At 61.6% G+C, this 17,996-nt stretch carries 9 protein-coding genes; 6 read left to right on the top strand and 3 right to left on the bottom strand.

The window, feature by feature from the left end; translation table 11 throughout:
* Positions 1-114: 114 nt before the first annotated feature.
* The 6 genes from OEG82_RS14220 (at position 115) to OEG82_RS14195 (ending at position 15,477) form a co-directional block, all read left to right on the top strand.
* Positions 115-2,334 carry a M23 family metallopeptidase gene (locus OEG82_RS14220; protein ID WP_267613065.1) on the top strand — a complete coding sequence of 740 codons (2,220 nt, stop codon included), beginning with the start codon at positions 115-117 and terminating at the stop codon, positions 2,332-2,334.
* A 539-nt stretch (positions 2,335-2,873) separates the two neighbouring features.
* The gene (locus OEG82_RS14215) at positions 2,874-10,781 is read left to right on the top strand and encodes a beta strand repeat-containing protein (RefSeq protein WP_267613064.1); all 7,908 of its coding nucleotides are present in this window, start codon (positions 2,874-2,876) and stop codon (positions 10,779-10,781) included.
* The gene (locus tag OEG82_RS14210) at positions 10,759-11,226 is read left to right on the top strand and encodes an autotransporter domain-containing protein (RefSeq protein WP_267613063.1); all 468 of its coding nucleotides are present in this window, start codon (positions 10,759-10,761) and stop codon (positions 11,224-11,226) included. The genes OEG82_RS14215 and OEG82_RS14210 overlap by 23 nt, the downstream gene beginning before the upstream one ends.
* Positions 11,227-11,257: 31 nt before the next feature.
* On the top strand, positions 11,258-11,794 hold the full coding sequence (locus tag OEG82_RS14205; RefSeq protein WP_267613062.1) for an invasion associated locus B family protein: 537 nt from the start codon (positions 11,258-11,260) through the stop codon (positions 11,792-11,794).
* A gap of 484 nt (positions 11,795-12,278) precedes the next feature.
* Positions 12,279-13,703 (top strand): trigger factor, encoded by a 1,425-nt coding sequence (tig, locus tag OEG82_RS14200; RefSeq protein ID WP_267614959.1) that lies wholly within the window; start codon positions 12,279-12,281, stop codon positions 13,701-13,703.
* A gap of 196 nt (positions 13,704-13,899) precedes the next feature.
* Positions 13,900-15,477: a cryptochrome/photolyase family protein gene (locus tag OEG82_RS14195; protein WP_267613061.1), complete on the top strand. Its 1,578-nt coding sequence runs from the start codon at positions 13,900-13,902 to the stop codon at positions 15,475-15,477.
* Here OEG82_RS14195 and radC read toward each other — a convergent pair.
* Genes radC through sfsA form a run of 3 tightly spaced genes read right to left on the bottom strand, consistent with a single transcriptional unit; the run spans position 15,474 to position 17,911 of the window.
* A complete protein-coding gene (radC, locus tag OEG82_RS14190) occupies positions 15,474-16,319 on the bottom strand; it encodes a RadC family protein (RefSeq protein WP_267613060.1) in 846 nt (281 codons plus the stop codon). The genes OEG82_RS14195 and radC overlap by 4 nt on opposite strands.
* Positions 16,316-17,143: a type I methionyl aminopeptidase gene (map, locus tag OEG82_RS14185; RefSeq protein WP_267613059.1), complete on the bottom strand. Its 828-nt coding sequence runs from the start codon at positions 17,141-17,143 to the stop codon at positions 16,316-16,318. Before map ends, radC begins: the two co-directional genes overlap by 4 nt.
* 45 nt (positions 17,144-17,188) lie before the next feature.
* Entirely contained in the window at positions 17,189-17,911 is a 723-nt protein-coding gene (sfsA, locus tag OEG82_RS14180; protein ID WP_267613058.1) for a DNA/RNA nuclease SfsA, read from the bottom strand.
* Positions 17,912-17,996 lie beyond the last annotated feature (85 nt).

Genomic DNA, 17,996 nt, shown 5'->3' with positions numbered 1-17,996 from the left:
CCAAAGTCTTGACCAATGCATGAATTGGACACCAGTTTCCGGCTGCACAAGGAGACCGCCAAGCTCAAGCGGCGCCGGCGGGCGCTACGGCTGCGTGTTCTTGCTGGATTTGTATTGTGTATACTTGTCTTTGCGGTGCTGGGTATCGGCTACTGGCTTGACCGTCCCGATGACAGTGGCTCCGGCGACGAGGAGATGACAGCGACCGAGGTCGCCGAGGCGATTGTTCCTGTCTATGTTCCGACCATCATCGATCTGCCCGGCGATCCGATCCGCATCGATCTGGGCGCCCATGCCCGCAGCGCGGTCAAGGAACTGCGCGTGCCTGCACCACTGGCGGCGCAAGGGGTGTCCGGTCCGCTGCACCTGGTTTCGGTGCGGATCATGGAGTCGGGCAAGCGGCTGACGCTGAGTGTGCCCTCGACCCAGCAGGATTTCGCGTTCTTCCAGTCGCAACGCGACCAGGCCGCGCTGGAGCCCGCGGCGGACGCGAAGCCTGCCGACGCCGAGATCGACGCAGACAATGCCCCGGATGCAACAGGGATCGGCGAAGAAGGGGCCGTGGCCGGAGATGAAACGGGAGGCTGGGGCGACATCCAGGACGCCGGGATATCCGGCGCCGATGCCGAATTCGAGCAGACCGAAATCCAGAACAACACCACCGCCGTGAGGCTGATACGGGAAGCTGATCGCTATGAGCCGACCGAGGATGTTTTCGTGCATGTGGTTGCTCCCTCGACACCAAAGGCCTTCCTCACCGACAACAACATCAACCTGCTTGATTCGACCCGGGTCAGCGACGCCTTCAGGACGGCGCTCGACATGGAGGAACTGCAGGCCGGCTCGATTGTCGCCATGCGGCAGCTTCGCAGCGGCGGCCGCGCCGACGACCGCAAGCTGGTGCAGATTGCGGTCTATCTGCCGGAGCGGTTTCTCGGCGCATTGGCGGTCACCACCGATGGCAGTTTCAAGTCGGCGGTCGATCCCTGGGTCGAGCGAAATCTGTTCGAACGGATCGAGGATGAGCCGCAGACGGCTCAGGTCCGGGTCCGGCTGCTGGATGCGGTGTTTTCAACCGGACTGCGAAGCGGGGTTCCGAGCAGCATTGTCGGCGAAGTGATCATGTATCTGTCGCGCAAGCACGACCTGAGCGATTTCGCCTCGCCGGAGGACATGTTGACACTTGTATTCGCCGATACGGCGCGCCAGGGCGGAGAAAGCGCCGGCAAGGTGTTGTATGTTGCGTTGGACAGGGCCGAGAATCCGATCAGGTGCTTCATCTTCAAGCCAGCCGATGCCAATGATTTCAACTGTTTTGACGAGCATGACCAAACCGGCACGATTTCGGTCAGCAATGGCATGGTGACGCCTGTTTCTGGCGGGGTTATGACCTCGCGTTTCGGACCGCGCCGGCATCCGATCCTGAAAAAGGTGCTGATGCACAAGGGCGTGGACTGGGCCGCGCCGAGTGGCACGCCGGTGCGTGCCGCCTATGACGGCACTCTGGCCTATGCCGGCGACGCCGGCGGCTATGGCAACATGGTCAAGCTGTCCCACCCGGGCGGCACCGAGACCCGCTACGCCCATCTCAGCCGCTTCGCAGAGGGGGTGGCTGCGGGCCAGGCGGTCAAGGCGGGAGCGACGATCGGCTATGTCGGCACCACCGGACGGTCGACCGGCCCGCATCTGCATTTCGAATTCTACCGGGGCGGCACGGCCGTCAATCCGCTGGAGGCCGAGACGGCAAGTGCCGCTTCGGATCCGGGCGCCGTCGGACAATTGGTCGACAGGATCGTGCAGGTGGAAAGCGGCGGCAACGCGACGGCCAAGAACCCGCTGTCTTCGGCAACGGGGCTGGGCCAGTTCATCGATTCGACCTGGCTGCGGATGATGCGGACCTACCGGCCGGATCTGGCCAGCTCGCTTCCGCGGGACAAGCAGCTGGCGCTGCGGTTCGATCCGACCCTGTCGCGGGAAATGGTTGCCAACCTGGCAAGGGAAAACAAGGCCTATCTGGAAGCCGGTGGCCATTCGATCACGGCAGGCCGGCTGTATCTGGCGCATTTTCTCGGGCCGGAAGGGGCGCGCATCGTGCTGTCAAATGATGACGCCACCGACCTGCTGTCGCTGCTCGGCTCGGGCGTGATTTCCGCCAACAAGTTCCTGACCGGCAAGGACGTGGCCTATATCAAGGATTGGGCCGAGCGCAAGATGTCGGGACGGCGCGGCGTGGCGCGGGCGTCGCGCCGGCCGGAAACCCGCTCGGTGGCGCAGACATCACCGGAATTCATGCTCTACCGCAAGACCCTGCTGGCGCTGCTGGGTGGTGTCTGAAGCACCCGATGCTTCGCAATATCACACCGGTGCCGTCTCACACCTGGTGCGTTATGAGGACGATCTTCACCGAGTGTTCCGAATTTGCAACCATGCCGGGCCAGGCTTGTTGCCGGATTCGCGCAACCAGAAGGCAAGTGCAGTGTTGCCGCCAGGCGCAGTCTGCGAGGCAGGGCGAGGCGCAGACATTTTCGCTGTCAGTGTGTCCATTTGATTCGAGCCAGTTCACGCCGGAGCCTGCGTCCCGGCCAAGCCGTTTCTGACCGGATGTAATAAAATAGATAATCATGCCAATGCGATAGCAGATTACATTTGAAAAACTGAAGTGGTGTTGCTCAAAAATGCGGTTGCGCGAATGCAACAGTGATATTCACACGAAGCAAATGGGCGGCTCCAGACAATAACGTGGTTGCGAATGTGTTAAATTGCGTGTAGCGAGAGAGTGCATGGGATTCAATTCCGGGTAATCAAGATATGATTCTGCATATCTATGTATTCGGCTTGCGTCCGGGTAGGCATGTAGGAAAATGGGGACTGACATGGCGAATGGTGTGGACCGGCAATCGAGGCATTCTTCGGAAAAAGCTGTTGGCGGTGCGGGGAGATTGAGGAGCGGCCTGTTTTCCAGCACGGCGCTTTCAGTCGTTGCCCTGGCTTTGTTTGCCAATCCGGCATCGGCGCAACAGTTTTTTGACGGTGCCGGAACGGTCGCCGATGCTGCCATCGATGGCGGCAGTGGCGACTGGAACAATGCAACGACAAACTGGACCGATACCGACGGCAACAACAATGCTGCGTACAACACCGCGGTTTCCACCAATTTCGGCGGCGGAGCCGCCGGGACTGCAACCGGCGGTACGGTGACGGTGGACGCGGGCGGGATCACACTGTCCAGCGACGTTGTCTTTGGCACGACCGGTGACAACACGATTTTCACCATTGCGGGTGGTGATCTTTCTCTCGCTGGGGGCGGCACCACTTTCAATGTGTCGGATGTGAGCGGCGGAGCCGGCAATGACGCCACCATCTCGTCCAACATCAGCGGTGCAGGCGGATTGGACAAAACAGGTGCGGGTGAGCTGACGCTGAGTGGCGTCAACACCTATATTGGTTTGACGAATATTACAGCGGGTCGGCTGACCGTCGGCAATGCGTCGGCCCTGGGTGCGGGGCCCGATGTCGAGGTGCATGGCGCGGGAACAGTTCTCGACGTTGGTGGTCTTACCGTCAACAAGAACTCTCTTATTGTCGGCAACGGCGCTACGGCGCAAAATGGAACCTTGTCAATCGACACTCTAGTTCAGCTGTTTGCTGACGCCAATGTGAGCGCGGTCATAGCCGGCACGGGCAGTCTTAGTAACAATAGTGGCACCAGCATTCTCTCGGGCGCAAATACCTATACCGGTGCGACCGCGGTAACCGCTGGCACTCTGCAGATCGGCGCCAGTGAGCGAATCGCCGACACCTCCAGTCTGGTCATGGGCGGCGGCACGTTCGACCTCAACAACTTCACCGAGACTGTGGCGGATCTGTCCGGCACCGGCACGATCTCTACCGGTGGCGCGTCGGGGCGGCTCATTGTCAACCAGACCAGCAATCTGACCTATTCGGGTGACATCAGTGGCGCCACCACGCTGAACGTGGATTATCTGGCAAAGTCCGGAGGGGGCACGCTGACTCTGTCGGGTACCAACAGCACATCCGGGAACGGACGGGTTGTGGTCAACGCCGGTACGTTGCAGGTTGCAGGCGGAAACGCGATCGGTGACGGCAACATCGTTTTCGTCCAGGCAGGCGGGACGCTGGAATTGCTGGCGAATGAAACCGTGGGCCTTTTGCTCGGCAACGCCGCGGGAACTTTCGATCTCAACGGCAACACCTTGACACTCGGCGGCGTTGGTGTGGGCGCTACCATGTCGGCCGACATTGCCGGTGGGGGGAGCCTCGTCGTCGATGGTGCTGTGCAGGAATTGACGGCTGCGGTCACCTATACAGGCACGACAACAGTGACGAGTGGCCAGCTCACGCTTGCCGGTGCAGGTGCTCTGGCCTCGACCGACATCACAATCAACGGCGGCACGCTGCTGGTTGATAATGGTGGCCTCGCGGCTGGCACCACCGCTGGTATTTCCTCAGGCGCGTTGACGATCAACACGGTGGCGGAGTCCATCACTTCGCTGGCGACGTCCGGCGGCACCGTGAGTGGCACCGGCGCGTTGACGGTCACCTCGGCGGCGGCCAATGCGGTGCAGATGGATGGCGGCACGATTTCCTCCAACCTGATCGTGACGGGCGGCGTGACGGTTTCCTCCGGGACGACGAGCACGCTGTCGGGCAACAACACCATCACCGGCGGTGTCACTGTCGCCGGAGGCACACTGACGCTTGGCTCGAACAACGCGGCCGGCGGTGCGGGCGGCCAGATCACCACCACCGGCTCGGTGATCAACTACGCAAACGGCGTGAATGTCGCGACGCCCATTGCCATCAACTCGGATACCACCCAGCTGCAGGCTCTGGCGGGCGTGACGGCGGAACAGTCGGGCGTGATTTCGGAACTCGGCGGTGCGCGGCCGCTCGAAAAGATCGGAGACGGGACGCTGATCCTCAGCGCTGCCAACACTTATACCGGCGCAACGACCGTGTCGGCCGGTACATTGCAAATCGGCGCCAACGAGCGGATCGCGGATGCATCGGATCTCATCGTCAATGGCGGCACCTTCGATCTGCAGGGTTTTGCTGAAACCGTAGCCAATCTGTCGGGCACCGGCGGCACGATCAATATCGTGGCCGGTGGCTCGCTGACCGTCACCCAGACGGCGAACCAGACCTTCGCCGGCAATTTCACCGGTGCTTCCACCCTAGGCGTGCTTGCTTTCAACAAGAATGGTGCCGGTACCCTGACATTGAGCGGCACCAACTCCATGACCGGTTCGGCGCGAATCGGCATCAACGCGGGCGTGCTTCAGGTCTCAGGCGGAAATGCCATCGGGAACAACCAGATTATTAATGGGGGCGGCAATTTTACACTGCTCTCTGATGAAACCATCGGACTGCTTAATCTAAACGGCGCCACGGAATTGAATGGCAATACGCTGACTCTGAATGGGTCTGTGTCACCGTTTTTGGTAGATGCGACAGGCGTCATCTCCGGGACCGGCAATATCGTGGTCAACATTGGAGGCAGCGAGAATGTCTTCAGTGGCGCCAACACCTATACCGGCACCACCACAATCACCAGCGGCACATTGCGTGCTGGCAATGCATCCGCCCTGGGCAATAACAGCGCGGTGACCGTCAATGCCACCGGCACGCTTGATATGACGACAGACTTGAACATCGGTTCTCTGGCGGGCGCGGGCGCGGTGACACTCAATGCCAATACCCTGACTGCCGGTGGCGACAACACGTCAACCACCCATTCGGGCACGATTTCCGGCACGGGCGCGCTGATCAAGTCCGGCACCGGCACCTTGACGTTGTCCACCGACAATACCTATTCCGGCGGCACCACGGTTGCCGGCGGCACCTTGGCGCTGGGCACCAGCGGCGCGGCCGGTACCGGCACCATCACCACAACCGGCTCGGTGATCGATTATGCCAATGGCATCAATGTCGCCAATGCGATCAACATCAATTCCGGCACCACTCAGCTGCAGGTTCTTGCAGGCACTGCGACGCAGTCGGGGGACATTTCCGAGACAGCCGGTCCGCGGCCGCTTGAAAAAATCGGTGCGGGCACGCTGACCTTGTCGGGAACAAACACCTATACCGGCACCACCACCGTGAGCGCCGGAACGCTGGCCCTGGCGGGCGGAGCGGCGATTGCCGATACCGGCGCTGTTGTCGTCGCTGCAACCGGCACGCTGGATGTGACTGCAGCCGAGACGATCGGGTCACTGGCCGGCGCGGGCAGTGTGACGCTGGGCGCCACGCTGACGACCGGTGGCGACAACACCTCCACCACATTTTCCGGTGTCGCGTCCGGCGCCGGCGGGCTTACCAAGAACGGCACCGGCACCATGACGATGACCGGTGCCAATACCTTCACAGGCACGACCACGGTCAGCGACGGAACGCTGGATCTGACGGGCTCTGGTGCGCTCGCCTCGACCACCATCGACATCACTGGCGGGACCCTGTCCACCGATGGCGGCGCGCTGGCGGGCGGGGCGACGGTCAATGTGGCCGGCGGAACGCTGACATCGACCGGAACCGAAACGCTTACCAGGATCAATCTTGCATCCGGTACGATCGCTGCCGGAACCTACAATGTCGCCACCTTCGTGCAGACCGGCGGCACCAACAACTCGACGATCATTACAAGCTCCGGCATCAGCGTCGTCGCCATTGGCGGCACCGTTAATCCGGTCGGGGCGGGTGGTGTTGTGGCCAGCAATGCAACGGCAGATGGCATCACCGTGACCACGACCGGGACCGGGACGATCAACAATGGCGCCGGCGACGGCATAGCGCTGGACAATTCGACCGGCGGCGATGTGCTGGTCACGCTTGGCGCCAATGTCACCGGTCTTGGCGGCGACGGGATCAACATCACCTCCACAGGCGGCGGTACCGTCACGATTGACGGCGCCGGCGCAGTCGCCGGCGGCAATGGCGCGGGCAATGACGGCATCGACATCACTGCTGACGGCACCACCGTGATCAGCCTCACCGGAGCCATCCAGGGCGATCCCGGGGTTCTGTTCAATTCCGCCGCGGGCGCGAATTTCAGCCTCGTCGGCGCAGGCAATGTGACCGGTGTCGGCGACGAGGGTGTTCTGGTCTCCACCACCGGCGGCAACGGCAATGTGGCAATCAACCGCGATGGCGCCATCCTGGGCACGACCACCGGCGTCGATGCACGCTCCTCCAATGGCGGCGCGGGCACCGGCACGGTGACTGTCACCTCATTTGCGGGGCAGTCGATCACCGGAACCAACAATGACGGCGTCATCACCCGCACGGATCTGGGGCTCAACACGGTCACAGGCGCGGGCTCGATCTCGGGCGCGGGTTTCGGCATCGACGCGCGGTCGATCGGCGGCGGTGTCGACGTCTCCGGCACAGGCACGACGTCGTCGTCGGGTGCAGGATCCTCCACGATCAATGCCCAGCTTACCGGGGGCGGTGCCCAGAATGTCAACATTCTGGTCAATCGTTCCGGGGCGATTTCCAACACCGGAACCGGGGCGACCACCGGCGTCAACGCGACGTCGAACCTCACCGGCAGCGGCAATGTGTCCGTCGCCACGTCGACAATCACGATTGCCGGTGCGGATTCGACCGGTATCAATGCACGGATGACGGCAGGCGGGGCGACCGGCAATGTTGTTGTCAATGCAGGCGCGATCACATCCACCGGCACCGCCAATTCGATCGGCATCAATGCGCAGAATGCGGGTTCCGGTCTGGTCGACGTTGACAGCGCTGGCGTGACGCTCGCCGCAGCCTCGACCGGCACCGGCATCAATGCCGTGTCGATCAATGCCGGTATCGTCACCGTCGACATCTCCGGTTCAGTCAATGGCGGCGCCACCGGTATCAATGCGTCCAGCACGGGCGCGGGTACAGTGACCGTGACCACGGCTGCCGACATTGGCAACGCCACGGCGCCAACCGGCAACGGCATTGTCACCAATGTGGTTGACGGCGCCAATCTGGTCACGCTCGGCGGCAATGTGACGGCCGGCGACGACGGTATCAACGCCACGGCCACGGGCACGGGCACGATCACCATTGCCGGGAACGGCAATGTCACCGGCGGCAATGCGGCCGGTGACGACGGCATCCAGACTACCGCGACCTCGGGCGCAACCGTGATTTCGGTCAATGGCACGATCACCGGCGATCCCGGCATCGTCATGACTTCGACCCTTGGGGGTGACTTGAGCGTGACCGGTACGGGCAATGTCACCGGCACCCTGGCGGAGGGCATTCTGGCCAACACAACCAACGGCAACGGCACCGTGCTGATCAACCGGAACGGCGCCATTCTCGGCAACACCACCGGTGTTGATGCGCGCTCGTCCAATGGCGGCGCGGGCACCGGAACAGTGACCGTGACATCCTTTGCGGGCCAGTCGATTACCGGAACCAACAATGCCGGTGTCATCAGCCGCACCGATCTGGGCGCGAACACGGTCAATGGCGCGGGCTCGATTGCCGGCGCAACCTTCGGCGTCGACGCGCAGTCGATCGGCGGCAGCGTGGCTGTCTCCGGTAGTGGAACAACGACGGCCTCGGGCGCCGGGTCCACCGCGATCAATGCGCAAATCACCGGCGGCGGCGCACAGAACAGCAACATTCTGGTCGACCGCTCCGGGGCGATTTCCAACACCGGCACCGGGGCGACCATGGGCATCAATGCCACATCTAATCTCACCGGCAGCGGCAATATCACCGTCACCGGCATCGCTCCAATGACGATCGCTGGTACAGGCTCAACCGGCATCAATGCGCAGATTACGGCAGCGGGCGCGACCGGTAATGTCGTCGTCAATGCAGGCGCGATCACTTCCACCGGCACCGGTGCGTCGAACGGTATCAACGCCGGCAACAGTGGCAGCGGCACTGTTGATGTCGACAGCGCGGGCGTGACCCTCGCAGCCGGGTCAACCGGAATTGGCATTCTTGCCGGCGGCAGCAATGCGACAACCACCATCGACACCACAGGAACGGTCAATGGCGGCTCCGTCGGCATTCAGGGCGGAGCGACCAACAACAATGTCACGATCACGACAAATGCCGCCGTCGGCGACACCACGGCACCCACGGCGACCGGTATTTTAGCCAGTGTGGCAAGCAGCACCGCGACAGTGACCAACAACGCCGCAGTGACCGGCGGTACAACCGGTATCTCGGCCGGCGCAGCTCTTGCCGGAGGCAATGTCGTCGTCAATGGCAGCGGATCCGTCACAGGCACGACCGGTACAGGCATCAGCGCCACCTCGTCGGGCGGCAACGGTAATGTGACCGTCACCAAGACCGCAGCGGGTGCGACTGTGACCGGCGGTACGAACGGCATTGTCGCCACCACCACCGGGACAGGCGCGGTCAATGTAGCTGTGGCCAACAGTGTGACGGGTACATCCACGGATGGTGTGCGGCTCGGTTCAGGCACCGGTGCCGTGGCACTTTCGATCAATGGCGCCGGCACGACCATCACCGGTGGCGCCAATGCGGTCAACTTCACCGGGGGCGTGCTGACGGCAAACAATGCCGGGACAGTCACCTCGGCTGCCAATGCGGTCAATTTCTCCAATCTGGGCTCGGGCACATTCACCAACAACAACACGGTTCTGGGTGATTTCCAGACTGCGGCGGGCGTTACCTCCGCCACGTTCAACAATGCCGGAACCTGGACGCTGAATGCGGGCGCCACTTCGACGCTTGCCGGGGCTGCCGACACGTTCAACAACACCGGCACCTTCAACATGAACAACAACACGATCGCCTCCATCGAGGCGTTCAACAATACCGGGACGCTCAACGCGCTGGGCGCAAGCACGATCGGCGGTCCGGTGACCAATACCGGCGGCACGATATCGCTGCTTGACGGGGCGACGGATGACGCCCTGACGATCAATGGCAATGTCGCCAACGGGGCAGGTGGCACCTATAATCTCGACCTGGCGCTGACCAATGCCGCGACCGGCCTGGTTGATACCGTGACCATCAACGGCGCCCTGAGCGGCACTGTCAATGTCAACTTCACCCCGACGGTCACGTCGAACCGTGATACCCCCGGCGACACGCTGGTGATCTCCTCGACCGACAACAGCGCCAGTTCGCTTGGCGCCGTCAGCGGGCTGATCAGCGGTCCCTTCGTCCAGTACAATCTTGTCGACAGCGGCGAAGACTATGTCATCCGCACGACGCTCAATCTCGGCACTCTGGGCGGCCTTGTCGGCAGTCTCAGTTCGGTTCAGAATATCGTGAATTCCGCGGTGAACCGGCCGACCAGCGCCTTTGTCGCCACTCCGATCGGCGTCGAGCCCGATACCTGTTCGCCAGGCGTCTATGGCCGCCTGACCGGCGGTACGGCGACAGCGACAGCGACAACGTCGAGCCCCTTGTCCGCCTCGGCGCAATCGGAAGTCGATGTCAATTACGGCGGGTTCCAGGCCGGAGCCGACTGGGGTTGCTTCAACATCGGCGGAGAGGGCGCAGCGGTCAATCTGGGCATGCTTGGCGGCGTCGCCCTCGGCACGGCCAACCAGGACCAGAACCAGATCGTCTCGAGCAACCGGTTCACCTCACGCAATATCGGCGCCTATGCCACCTATTCCAAGGGCCGGTTCTTCGCGGATGTGCAGACGGTGTTTGACTGGACCCGCTTCGATATCAACCTCGACCGCCGGTGGCCAGCTGTTTGTCGACGACGAGGATTTCGACACCCGCCGCTTCACCGTCAGTGGGTCGATGGGCTACGCATTCTCGTTTGATGATGTCTCCGTCGTTCCCACGGCCGGCTTCAGCTACTCGCGCACGGTGGCGGACAATGTCACCATCGATGCGGCTCCTGGCGGCACGCTGCAGTTCGAGGATGTCGAGAACATGGTCGGCTTTGCCAGTGTATCGGTTGCCAAGACCTACATCCTTCCGAATGAGACATCGGCGCTGCAGCCTTTCGTCACGGCGACACTCTACAATGATTTCGCCAGCGATCCTGTTGTCAATTACATTGCGCCAAGCCTGGCTGTGACCCCGACCACGACGACCAATTTCGGGACCTATGGCGAGTTCTCGGCCGGTGTGAACTATCGCAATATCCTTGACGCGGAAGATGGCGGGTTGCGGGAGGTCAGTGCGAGTATCCGCGGCGACCTCACCTTCAACAAGGATCTGCTGGGCGGCCGCATCACGGCCAATCTGAGACTGCAGTTCTGAGGGTGCTCTGTCCGATCGTGGAGTGTACCCGATGCTGAACGGCGTTCTCTCTGCTGCCGTGATCATGCTTTGCATGGTCACGGGCAGCGATTCCTTGGCCCAGACGGAAACGCAGAAAGGCCCGCGCGCGCAGGCGGCGGCCAGCCTGCCGGCCTGGATCGTCTCCTGCAGCAATGCCAACAGCGCCGGCGTGTTTCAATGCGCGATGGAACAGACACTGTTTGTCGCCGCCTCAGGCCAAAGACTGCTGGCGATGAAACTGGTCCGGAACCCGTCCGAGCCGGACCAGATTGTCGCCACGCTGTCGCTCCCGCACGGCATTCTGCTCGATCAGGGCGTGACCTTCTGGGTTGACGAGGGGCCTAAATCGGTGGCCACCATTTCCCATGCGGACGCTTCGGGCAGCTATGCGACGTTTCCGCTCGACGCAAAACTCTCCGATCCCCTGAGAAAGGGCAGCAAACTGAAGATCTCGGCGAAATCTCTCGATGGCGAGGATTTCGTCTTCGAACTGTCACTGGACGGCTTTTCCAAGACCCATGACATCATGATGGGTATCAAGCCCTAGCGACATCGGCCGATTCGCCGCAAACCGCGCCGCAAGGCACGGATTGAAGTCCGGCAGCATGAATCGAACGGCGCTCTAGGCTTGCCATTTGGAGCAAAATCGCATAGTTGCGGGGCAGGTCGGCGAGGCTTGGTTTCGCCGGAGCATCTGTTTGCGGAAAATGGGGCGCAATTGGACTGTCTGATTGGGACCCACGACGCTGAATGCGAAGATTGCAAAAGAGGAAAGACCAACATCAATCAGTGGGTTGATGCCAGAGATGGCAGACATGTTTGACCCGATTGACGAGATCTAGCCACTCCAGTTTGTTGTCCGGTCCGGCCGCCACTCGGCGCAGGAGGGCAGGGCGAGCACGAGAAAGTGTCCAGCCGGTTGATCCGGTTTGGAGCTTATTTTGAAGAATGCCACAAGCGACGCCGGATAACCGGCCCAGTCGCGGGGCCAACCCGAACGGTCGCAGTCGCGAGGAAATGAAGGTTTGAACATGCAGGTTACCGAAACGCTGGCCGAAGGGCTGAAGCGCGAATTGAAGGTCGTCGTTCCCGCCAATGACATGGCAGCGCAGCTCAACGAGAAGCTGGCCGAAGCCAAGGGAAAAATGCAGATCAAAGGCTTTCGCCCGGGCAAAGTGCCGATCTCGCACATCAAGAAGGTCTATGGCCGCTCGATGATGGCGCAGCTGGTCAATGAAATGATCCAGGAAAAGCCGACCGCAATCCTTGCCGAGCGTGGCGAACGGGCTGCAACCCAGCCTGAAATCTCCATGACCGAGGACGAGAAGGAAGCCGACAAGATCCTGAGCGGCGGCGCCGACTTCGAATTCACCATGGTCTATGAAGTCATCCCGACATTCGACATCGCAGATTTCTCCAGCTTCAAGGTCGTACGCGAAGTTGTCGACGTGCCGGCGGAAGAAGTCGAGGAGCAGGTGCTGCGGGTTGCCGAAAACAGCCGCAGCTATGAGCCCAAGAAGGGCAAGGCTGCCGACGGCGACAAGGTGACTGTCGATTACCTTGGCAAGATCGATGGCGAAGCCTTTGAAGGCGGCGCTGATCAGGACGCCGAACTGGTCATCGGTTCGAACCGGTTCATTCCCGGCTTCGAAGAACAGCTGATCGGTGTCAAGGCCGGCGACGAGAAAGTCATCACGGTGACGTTCCCGGCCGATTACCAGGCAGCACATCTGGCCGGCAAGGAAGCCACTTTCGACATCACCGTCAAGGCGGTTGCGGCTCCCGGCGCACTGGAGATCAACGACGAGACAGCCAAGACGCTGGGCCTCGATTCGGCTGAGAAGCTGCGCGAAGTCGTTCGCTCGCAGATCGAAAACCAGTATGGCCAGGCAACCCGGCAGAAGCTGAAGCGTCAGATTCTCGACCAGCTCGATGAAGCCCACAAGTTCGAAGCCCCCTCCAAGCTGGTGGATGCGGAATTTGAAAGTATCTGGCGCCAGATCAACCAGGAACTGAGCGACAACGGCAAGACCTTCGAGGACGAAGACACCACGGAAGAAGCCGCGCGCGAGGAATACCGCACGCTGGCCGAGCGCCGGGTCCGTCTCGGCCTGGTTCTGTCCAAGGTCGGCGAAGAAGCCGGCATTCAGGTCAGCGACGAGGAACTGCAGCGGTCGCTGTTCGAGCAGGTCCGCAAGTTCCCGGGCCAGGAACAGGAAATCTACGAATATTTCCAGAAGACCCCCGGCGCTGTTGCATCGCTGCGTGCCCCGATCTTTGAAGAAAAGACCATTGATCACCTGATGACCGTCATTGACGTGACGGACAAGACCGTGACCAAGGAAGAGCTGATGGCTGATGATGAAGCGGAAGCTTCAGAGAAAAAGCCTGCTGCCAAGAAAAAGGCGCCTGCCAAGAAGAAGGCCGCCAAGAAGGAAGAGCCGGCTTCCGAATAAGCCGGATCAATCCAGACCATTGAAACGCCGGGGCAATGCCCCGGCGTTTTGCGTTTGGGGCCGGATTCGGGGCGGGGTGAAGGCCTTGGACCAGATGATTGCTGTTTTGGACAATCCATTTGGGGGCTGAGACCGTAAGCACCCACAAGCCGCCGTCATTTCCGGGCGGCGGGTGTCGTTTGTGCCGGAGTTGCCCATGTCTGATGAAAAAGTGTTGCGCTTTGTCCTTGGGGATCAGCTGTCTCGTGACATCTCCAGCCTTTATGAAGCGCAGCCCGGTCGCGACGTTGTCTTCATGGCAGAGGTCATGGGCGAGGCCACCTCGGTAAGGCATCACAAGAAGAAGATCGCCTTTGTGTTTTCGGCCATGCGGCATTTCGCCGATGATCTGCGCAGGGAAGGATTTGTGGTCGACTATGTGCAACTGGATGCCGATGGCAATCCCGGTGATTTCGGGAGCGCACTGGCCGCCGCAGTCGAGCGCAACGGGGTAGGCCGCGTGGTGATCACGGAACCGTCCGAGCTGCGGGTGCTTGAGGCCGCGGAGACCTGGCGGGAGGAACTCGGCGTCGATTTTGATATACTCGCTGATGACCGGTTTCTCGCCAGCCACGAGGATTTTGTAAGCTGGGCCACGACGGACAGCGGCGCGCAGCCGAAATCGCTGCGGATGGAATATTTCTATCGCGAGATGCGCCGCAGCACCGGATATCTGATGAAGGATGGCGCGCCGGTGGGCGGGCAGTGGAACTATGACCAGGACAATCGTAAGTCTCTGCCGGAATCGGTCAGCATCCCGGTGCGTCCGGAGTTTAAGCCTGACAGCATCACGCAAGAGGTGATGGCGCTGGTTTCCAGCCGGTTTGGCGATCATTTCGGCGATATCGAACCGTTCGACTATCCTGTCACGCGCACTGATGCACTCGCCTATCTCGACTGGTTCATTGCCGACGCCCTTCCGGGGTTCGGTGACTGGCAGGACGCCATGAAGCAGGGTGAGCCGCTGCTGTTTCACAGCCATCTGTCGACGCTGATCAATTGCGGACTGCTCGGACCGAGCGAATGCTGCGACAGGGCCGAGACGGCCTACCGGGAGGGGGAGGTGCCGCTCAACGCGGTCGAGGGGTTCATCCGCCAGATCATCGGCTGGCGCGAGTTTGTTCGCGGTGTCTACTGGTTGAAGATGCCGGACTATGCCGGGGCCAATGCGCTTGCGGCCAAGCGAGCACTGCCCGGATTCTTCTGGACTGGTGAAACCGCGATGAACTGCATGAGTCAGGCGATCTGCGAAACCAGGTCGAATGCCTATGCGCATCACATTCAGCGGCTGATGGTCATCGGCAATTTCTGTCTGTTGGCAGGCATTGATCCGCGCCAGGTCCAGGAATGGTTCCTGATCGTCTATTCCGATGCCTATGAATGGGTGGAAATGCCCAATGTGGTCGGCATGGCGCTGTTTGCCGATGGCGGTTTTGTCGCGTCAAAACCCTATGCGGCCTCCGGCGCCTATATCAACAAGATGAGCGATTATTGCGCGTCCTGCGCGTTCGACGTGAAGCAGAAGAGCGGCGAAAAGGCCTGTCCGTTCAACTATCTGTACTGGAACTTCCTGTCGGAAAACGAGCAGGTTCTGCGGAAGAACCACCGCATGGGTCTGATCATGGGATCGCTCGGCAAGATGTCGAAAGACCGGCTCAAGGAGGTCAGGGACGATTCCGGGCGGTTTCTCGAAAGCCAGCAGATGCGCGGATGGGACAATGGTCCGCCCGGCTAGATCAGCTTCAGTCCCTTGAGGCTGGCGTGGCCGTCCTTGCCGATGATGATGTGGTCGTGGACTGTGATGCCCAGCGGCCGGGCGGTGTCGATGATCAGCTTTGTCATCTCGATGTCGGCGCGCGAGGGCGTCGGGTCGCCCGAGGGGTGGTTGTGGACCAGGATGATCGCGGTGGCGGAGAGTTCGAGCGCGCGCTTGACCACTTCGCGCGGATAGACCGGGGTGTGGTCGACCGTGCCGGTCTGCTGTATTTCATCGGCGATCAGGGTGTTTTTCTTGTCCAGAAACAGCACCCGGAACTGTTCGCGCGCTTCAAAGGCCATGGCCGCGCGGCAATATTCGATCACGGATGACCAGGAGGCAAGGACCTGACGGTCCTTTAGGCCGCCCTTGAGCATGCGATGGGCGAATGCTGCCACCAACTTGAGATCGGTCGCCACGCTGTCGCCAACGCCCTTGACCTCCGTGAGCAGATGGGTCGGCGCGCCGAGCACCTCGGGCAGCGAACCGAAGCGGGCAAGCAGCGCCTTGGCAATCGGCTTGGTGTCGCGGCGCGGGATCAGGCGGAACAGCAGCAATTCCAGCAGTTCATAATCGGCAAGCGCCCGGTCGCCGCTGTCGCGAAAGCGTTGCCGCAGGCGGTCGCGATGGCCGTGATAATGCTCTCCGGACACGGCGGGGCCGGGCGTGGTGGCGTCAACCGCAAGCCCCTTTGGCTTGCCCGGCCTGGTTTCGGCAAAAAAGCTGCGCTCGTCCTCCGGCGCGACCTCCAGGCCTTCATCCCTGATGCCGCCGTCACCCGGCCCATTATCGGACTGGCCCGGGTGGCGGCGTGATGTCATGCGGGCAGGCCGGGCCGATCCAGCCCGGCAGGCGACAGGGTGAAGATTTCGCAGCCATCCTCGGTAACGCCGATGGTGTGCTCATACTGGGCGGTCAGCGAGCGGTCCCGCGTCACCGCGGTCCAGCCGTCTGACAGGACCTTGACGTGCGGGCGGCCCAGATTGATCATCGGCTCGATGGTGAAGATCATGCCGGGGCGCATTTCCGGGCCGTCGTCGGGGCGGCCGTAATGCAGGATGTTGGGCGCGTCGTGAAACAGCTTTCCTACGCCATGGCCACAGAAGTCGCGCACCACCGAGCAGCGCTCTGCCTCGGCAAAGCGCTGGATGGCGTCGCCGATGGCGCCGATGCGGGCGCCGGGCTTGACCGCATGGATGCCGAGCATCAGCGTTGCATGGGTGATTTCCATCAGCCGCTCGGCCGACCGCTTGATCTCGCCGACCGGATACATCCGGCTGGAATCGCCGTGCCAGCCGTCGAGCACATAGGTGACGTCGATATTGACGATGTCGCCTTCGCGCAGCGGCTTGTCATTGGGGATGCCGTGGCAGACGACGTGGTTGATCGATGTGCAGCAGGACTTGGTGTAGCCGCGGTAATTCAGCGTCGCGGGCAGGGCGCCATTGTCCATGCCGAATTCGAAGACGAACCGGTCGATCTCGTTGGTGGTCACGCCGGGCACAACCCGTGAGACAAGTTCATCGAGGCAGCGGGCCGTGACCTGGCTTGCCTTGCGCATGCCCTCGAAGCCGTCGGGGCCGTAAAGCCGGATCTGGCCGGTGTTTTTCATCGGGGCCGATGCAGCGTCGATATAGGTAACCATGGCAGGCTCGCTTTGTCTTGTCCCGGCCGGTGCTGAGGCGGGGTTTCATGATACGCTGTTTAGACCGGATTCTTCAACGGGAACCAGCGATTCAACAGCTATTTGCTCAGATGTGATCTTGCATCGCAAGGCGCAAGCTTCAACCCCGCGTTTCATGGCGCGATCAAACGCCACGGCATAGGCGGGGTCGAATTCGGCGCAGATGCTGAACCGCTCCACGTCGGAGCGCTGGATCAGATAGACCATGATGGCGCGGTGACCGGCCTCGGACATGTCGCCGAGTTCCTCGAGATGCTTGGCGCCGCGGAGGGTGGGGCTGTCGGGAAACTCCGCCAGACCGGCCGTCCGGCAGAAATGCACATTCTTGACCTCGACATAGGCGCGGCCCAGCTCGGCATCTTCCAGGAGAATGTCGATGCGCGAATTGACGCCGTATTTGACCTCACGCCTGCGCGCGCCATAGCGACCCAGTGATCCGACCAGGCCCTGGCTGATGGCCTCCTCGGCCAGCCGGTTGGGCCGTCCGGTGTTGATCCCGACCAGGGTGCCGTCGGCTTCGACAAGTTCCAGCGCGTGGGGATATTTGCGGGTGCCGCCGGAATGGGTGGTGAGGTAACATCTTGATCCCGGCGTGGTCAGGCCGCGCATCGAGCCGGTGTTGGGACAGGACCCGGTGATCAGCTCGCCGCTCTCGAGCTCGGCATCGAAGAGGAAGCGCTTGTAACGGCGGATGAGGGTGGCCGGAACGAGCGGCGGATCAAATTTCATGCGGCGGGCAGATAACAGGCTTTGCAACGGGCTGCAAATCCGGCGGGATGTCGCGCATGGCGGGCAAGCTCCCGCCGCACCCGCT

Source organism: Hoeflea ulvae (genome assembly GCF_026619435.1).
GTDB lineage: Bacteria > Pseudomonadota > Alphaproteobacteria > Rhizobiales > Rhizobiaceae > Hoeflea > Hoeflea ulvae.
Note: the sequence above shows the minus strand (reverse complement) of the source record. Positions and strands in the feature narration are given on the sequence as shown.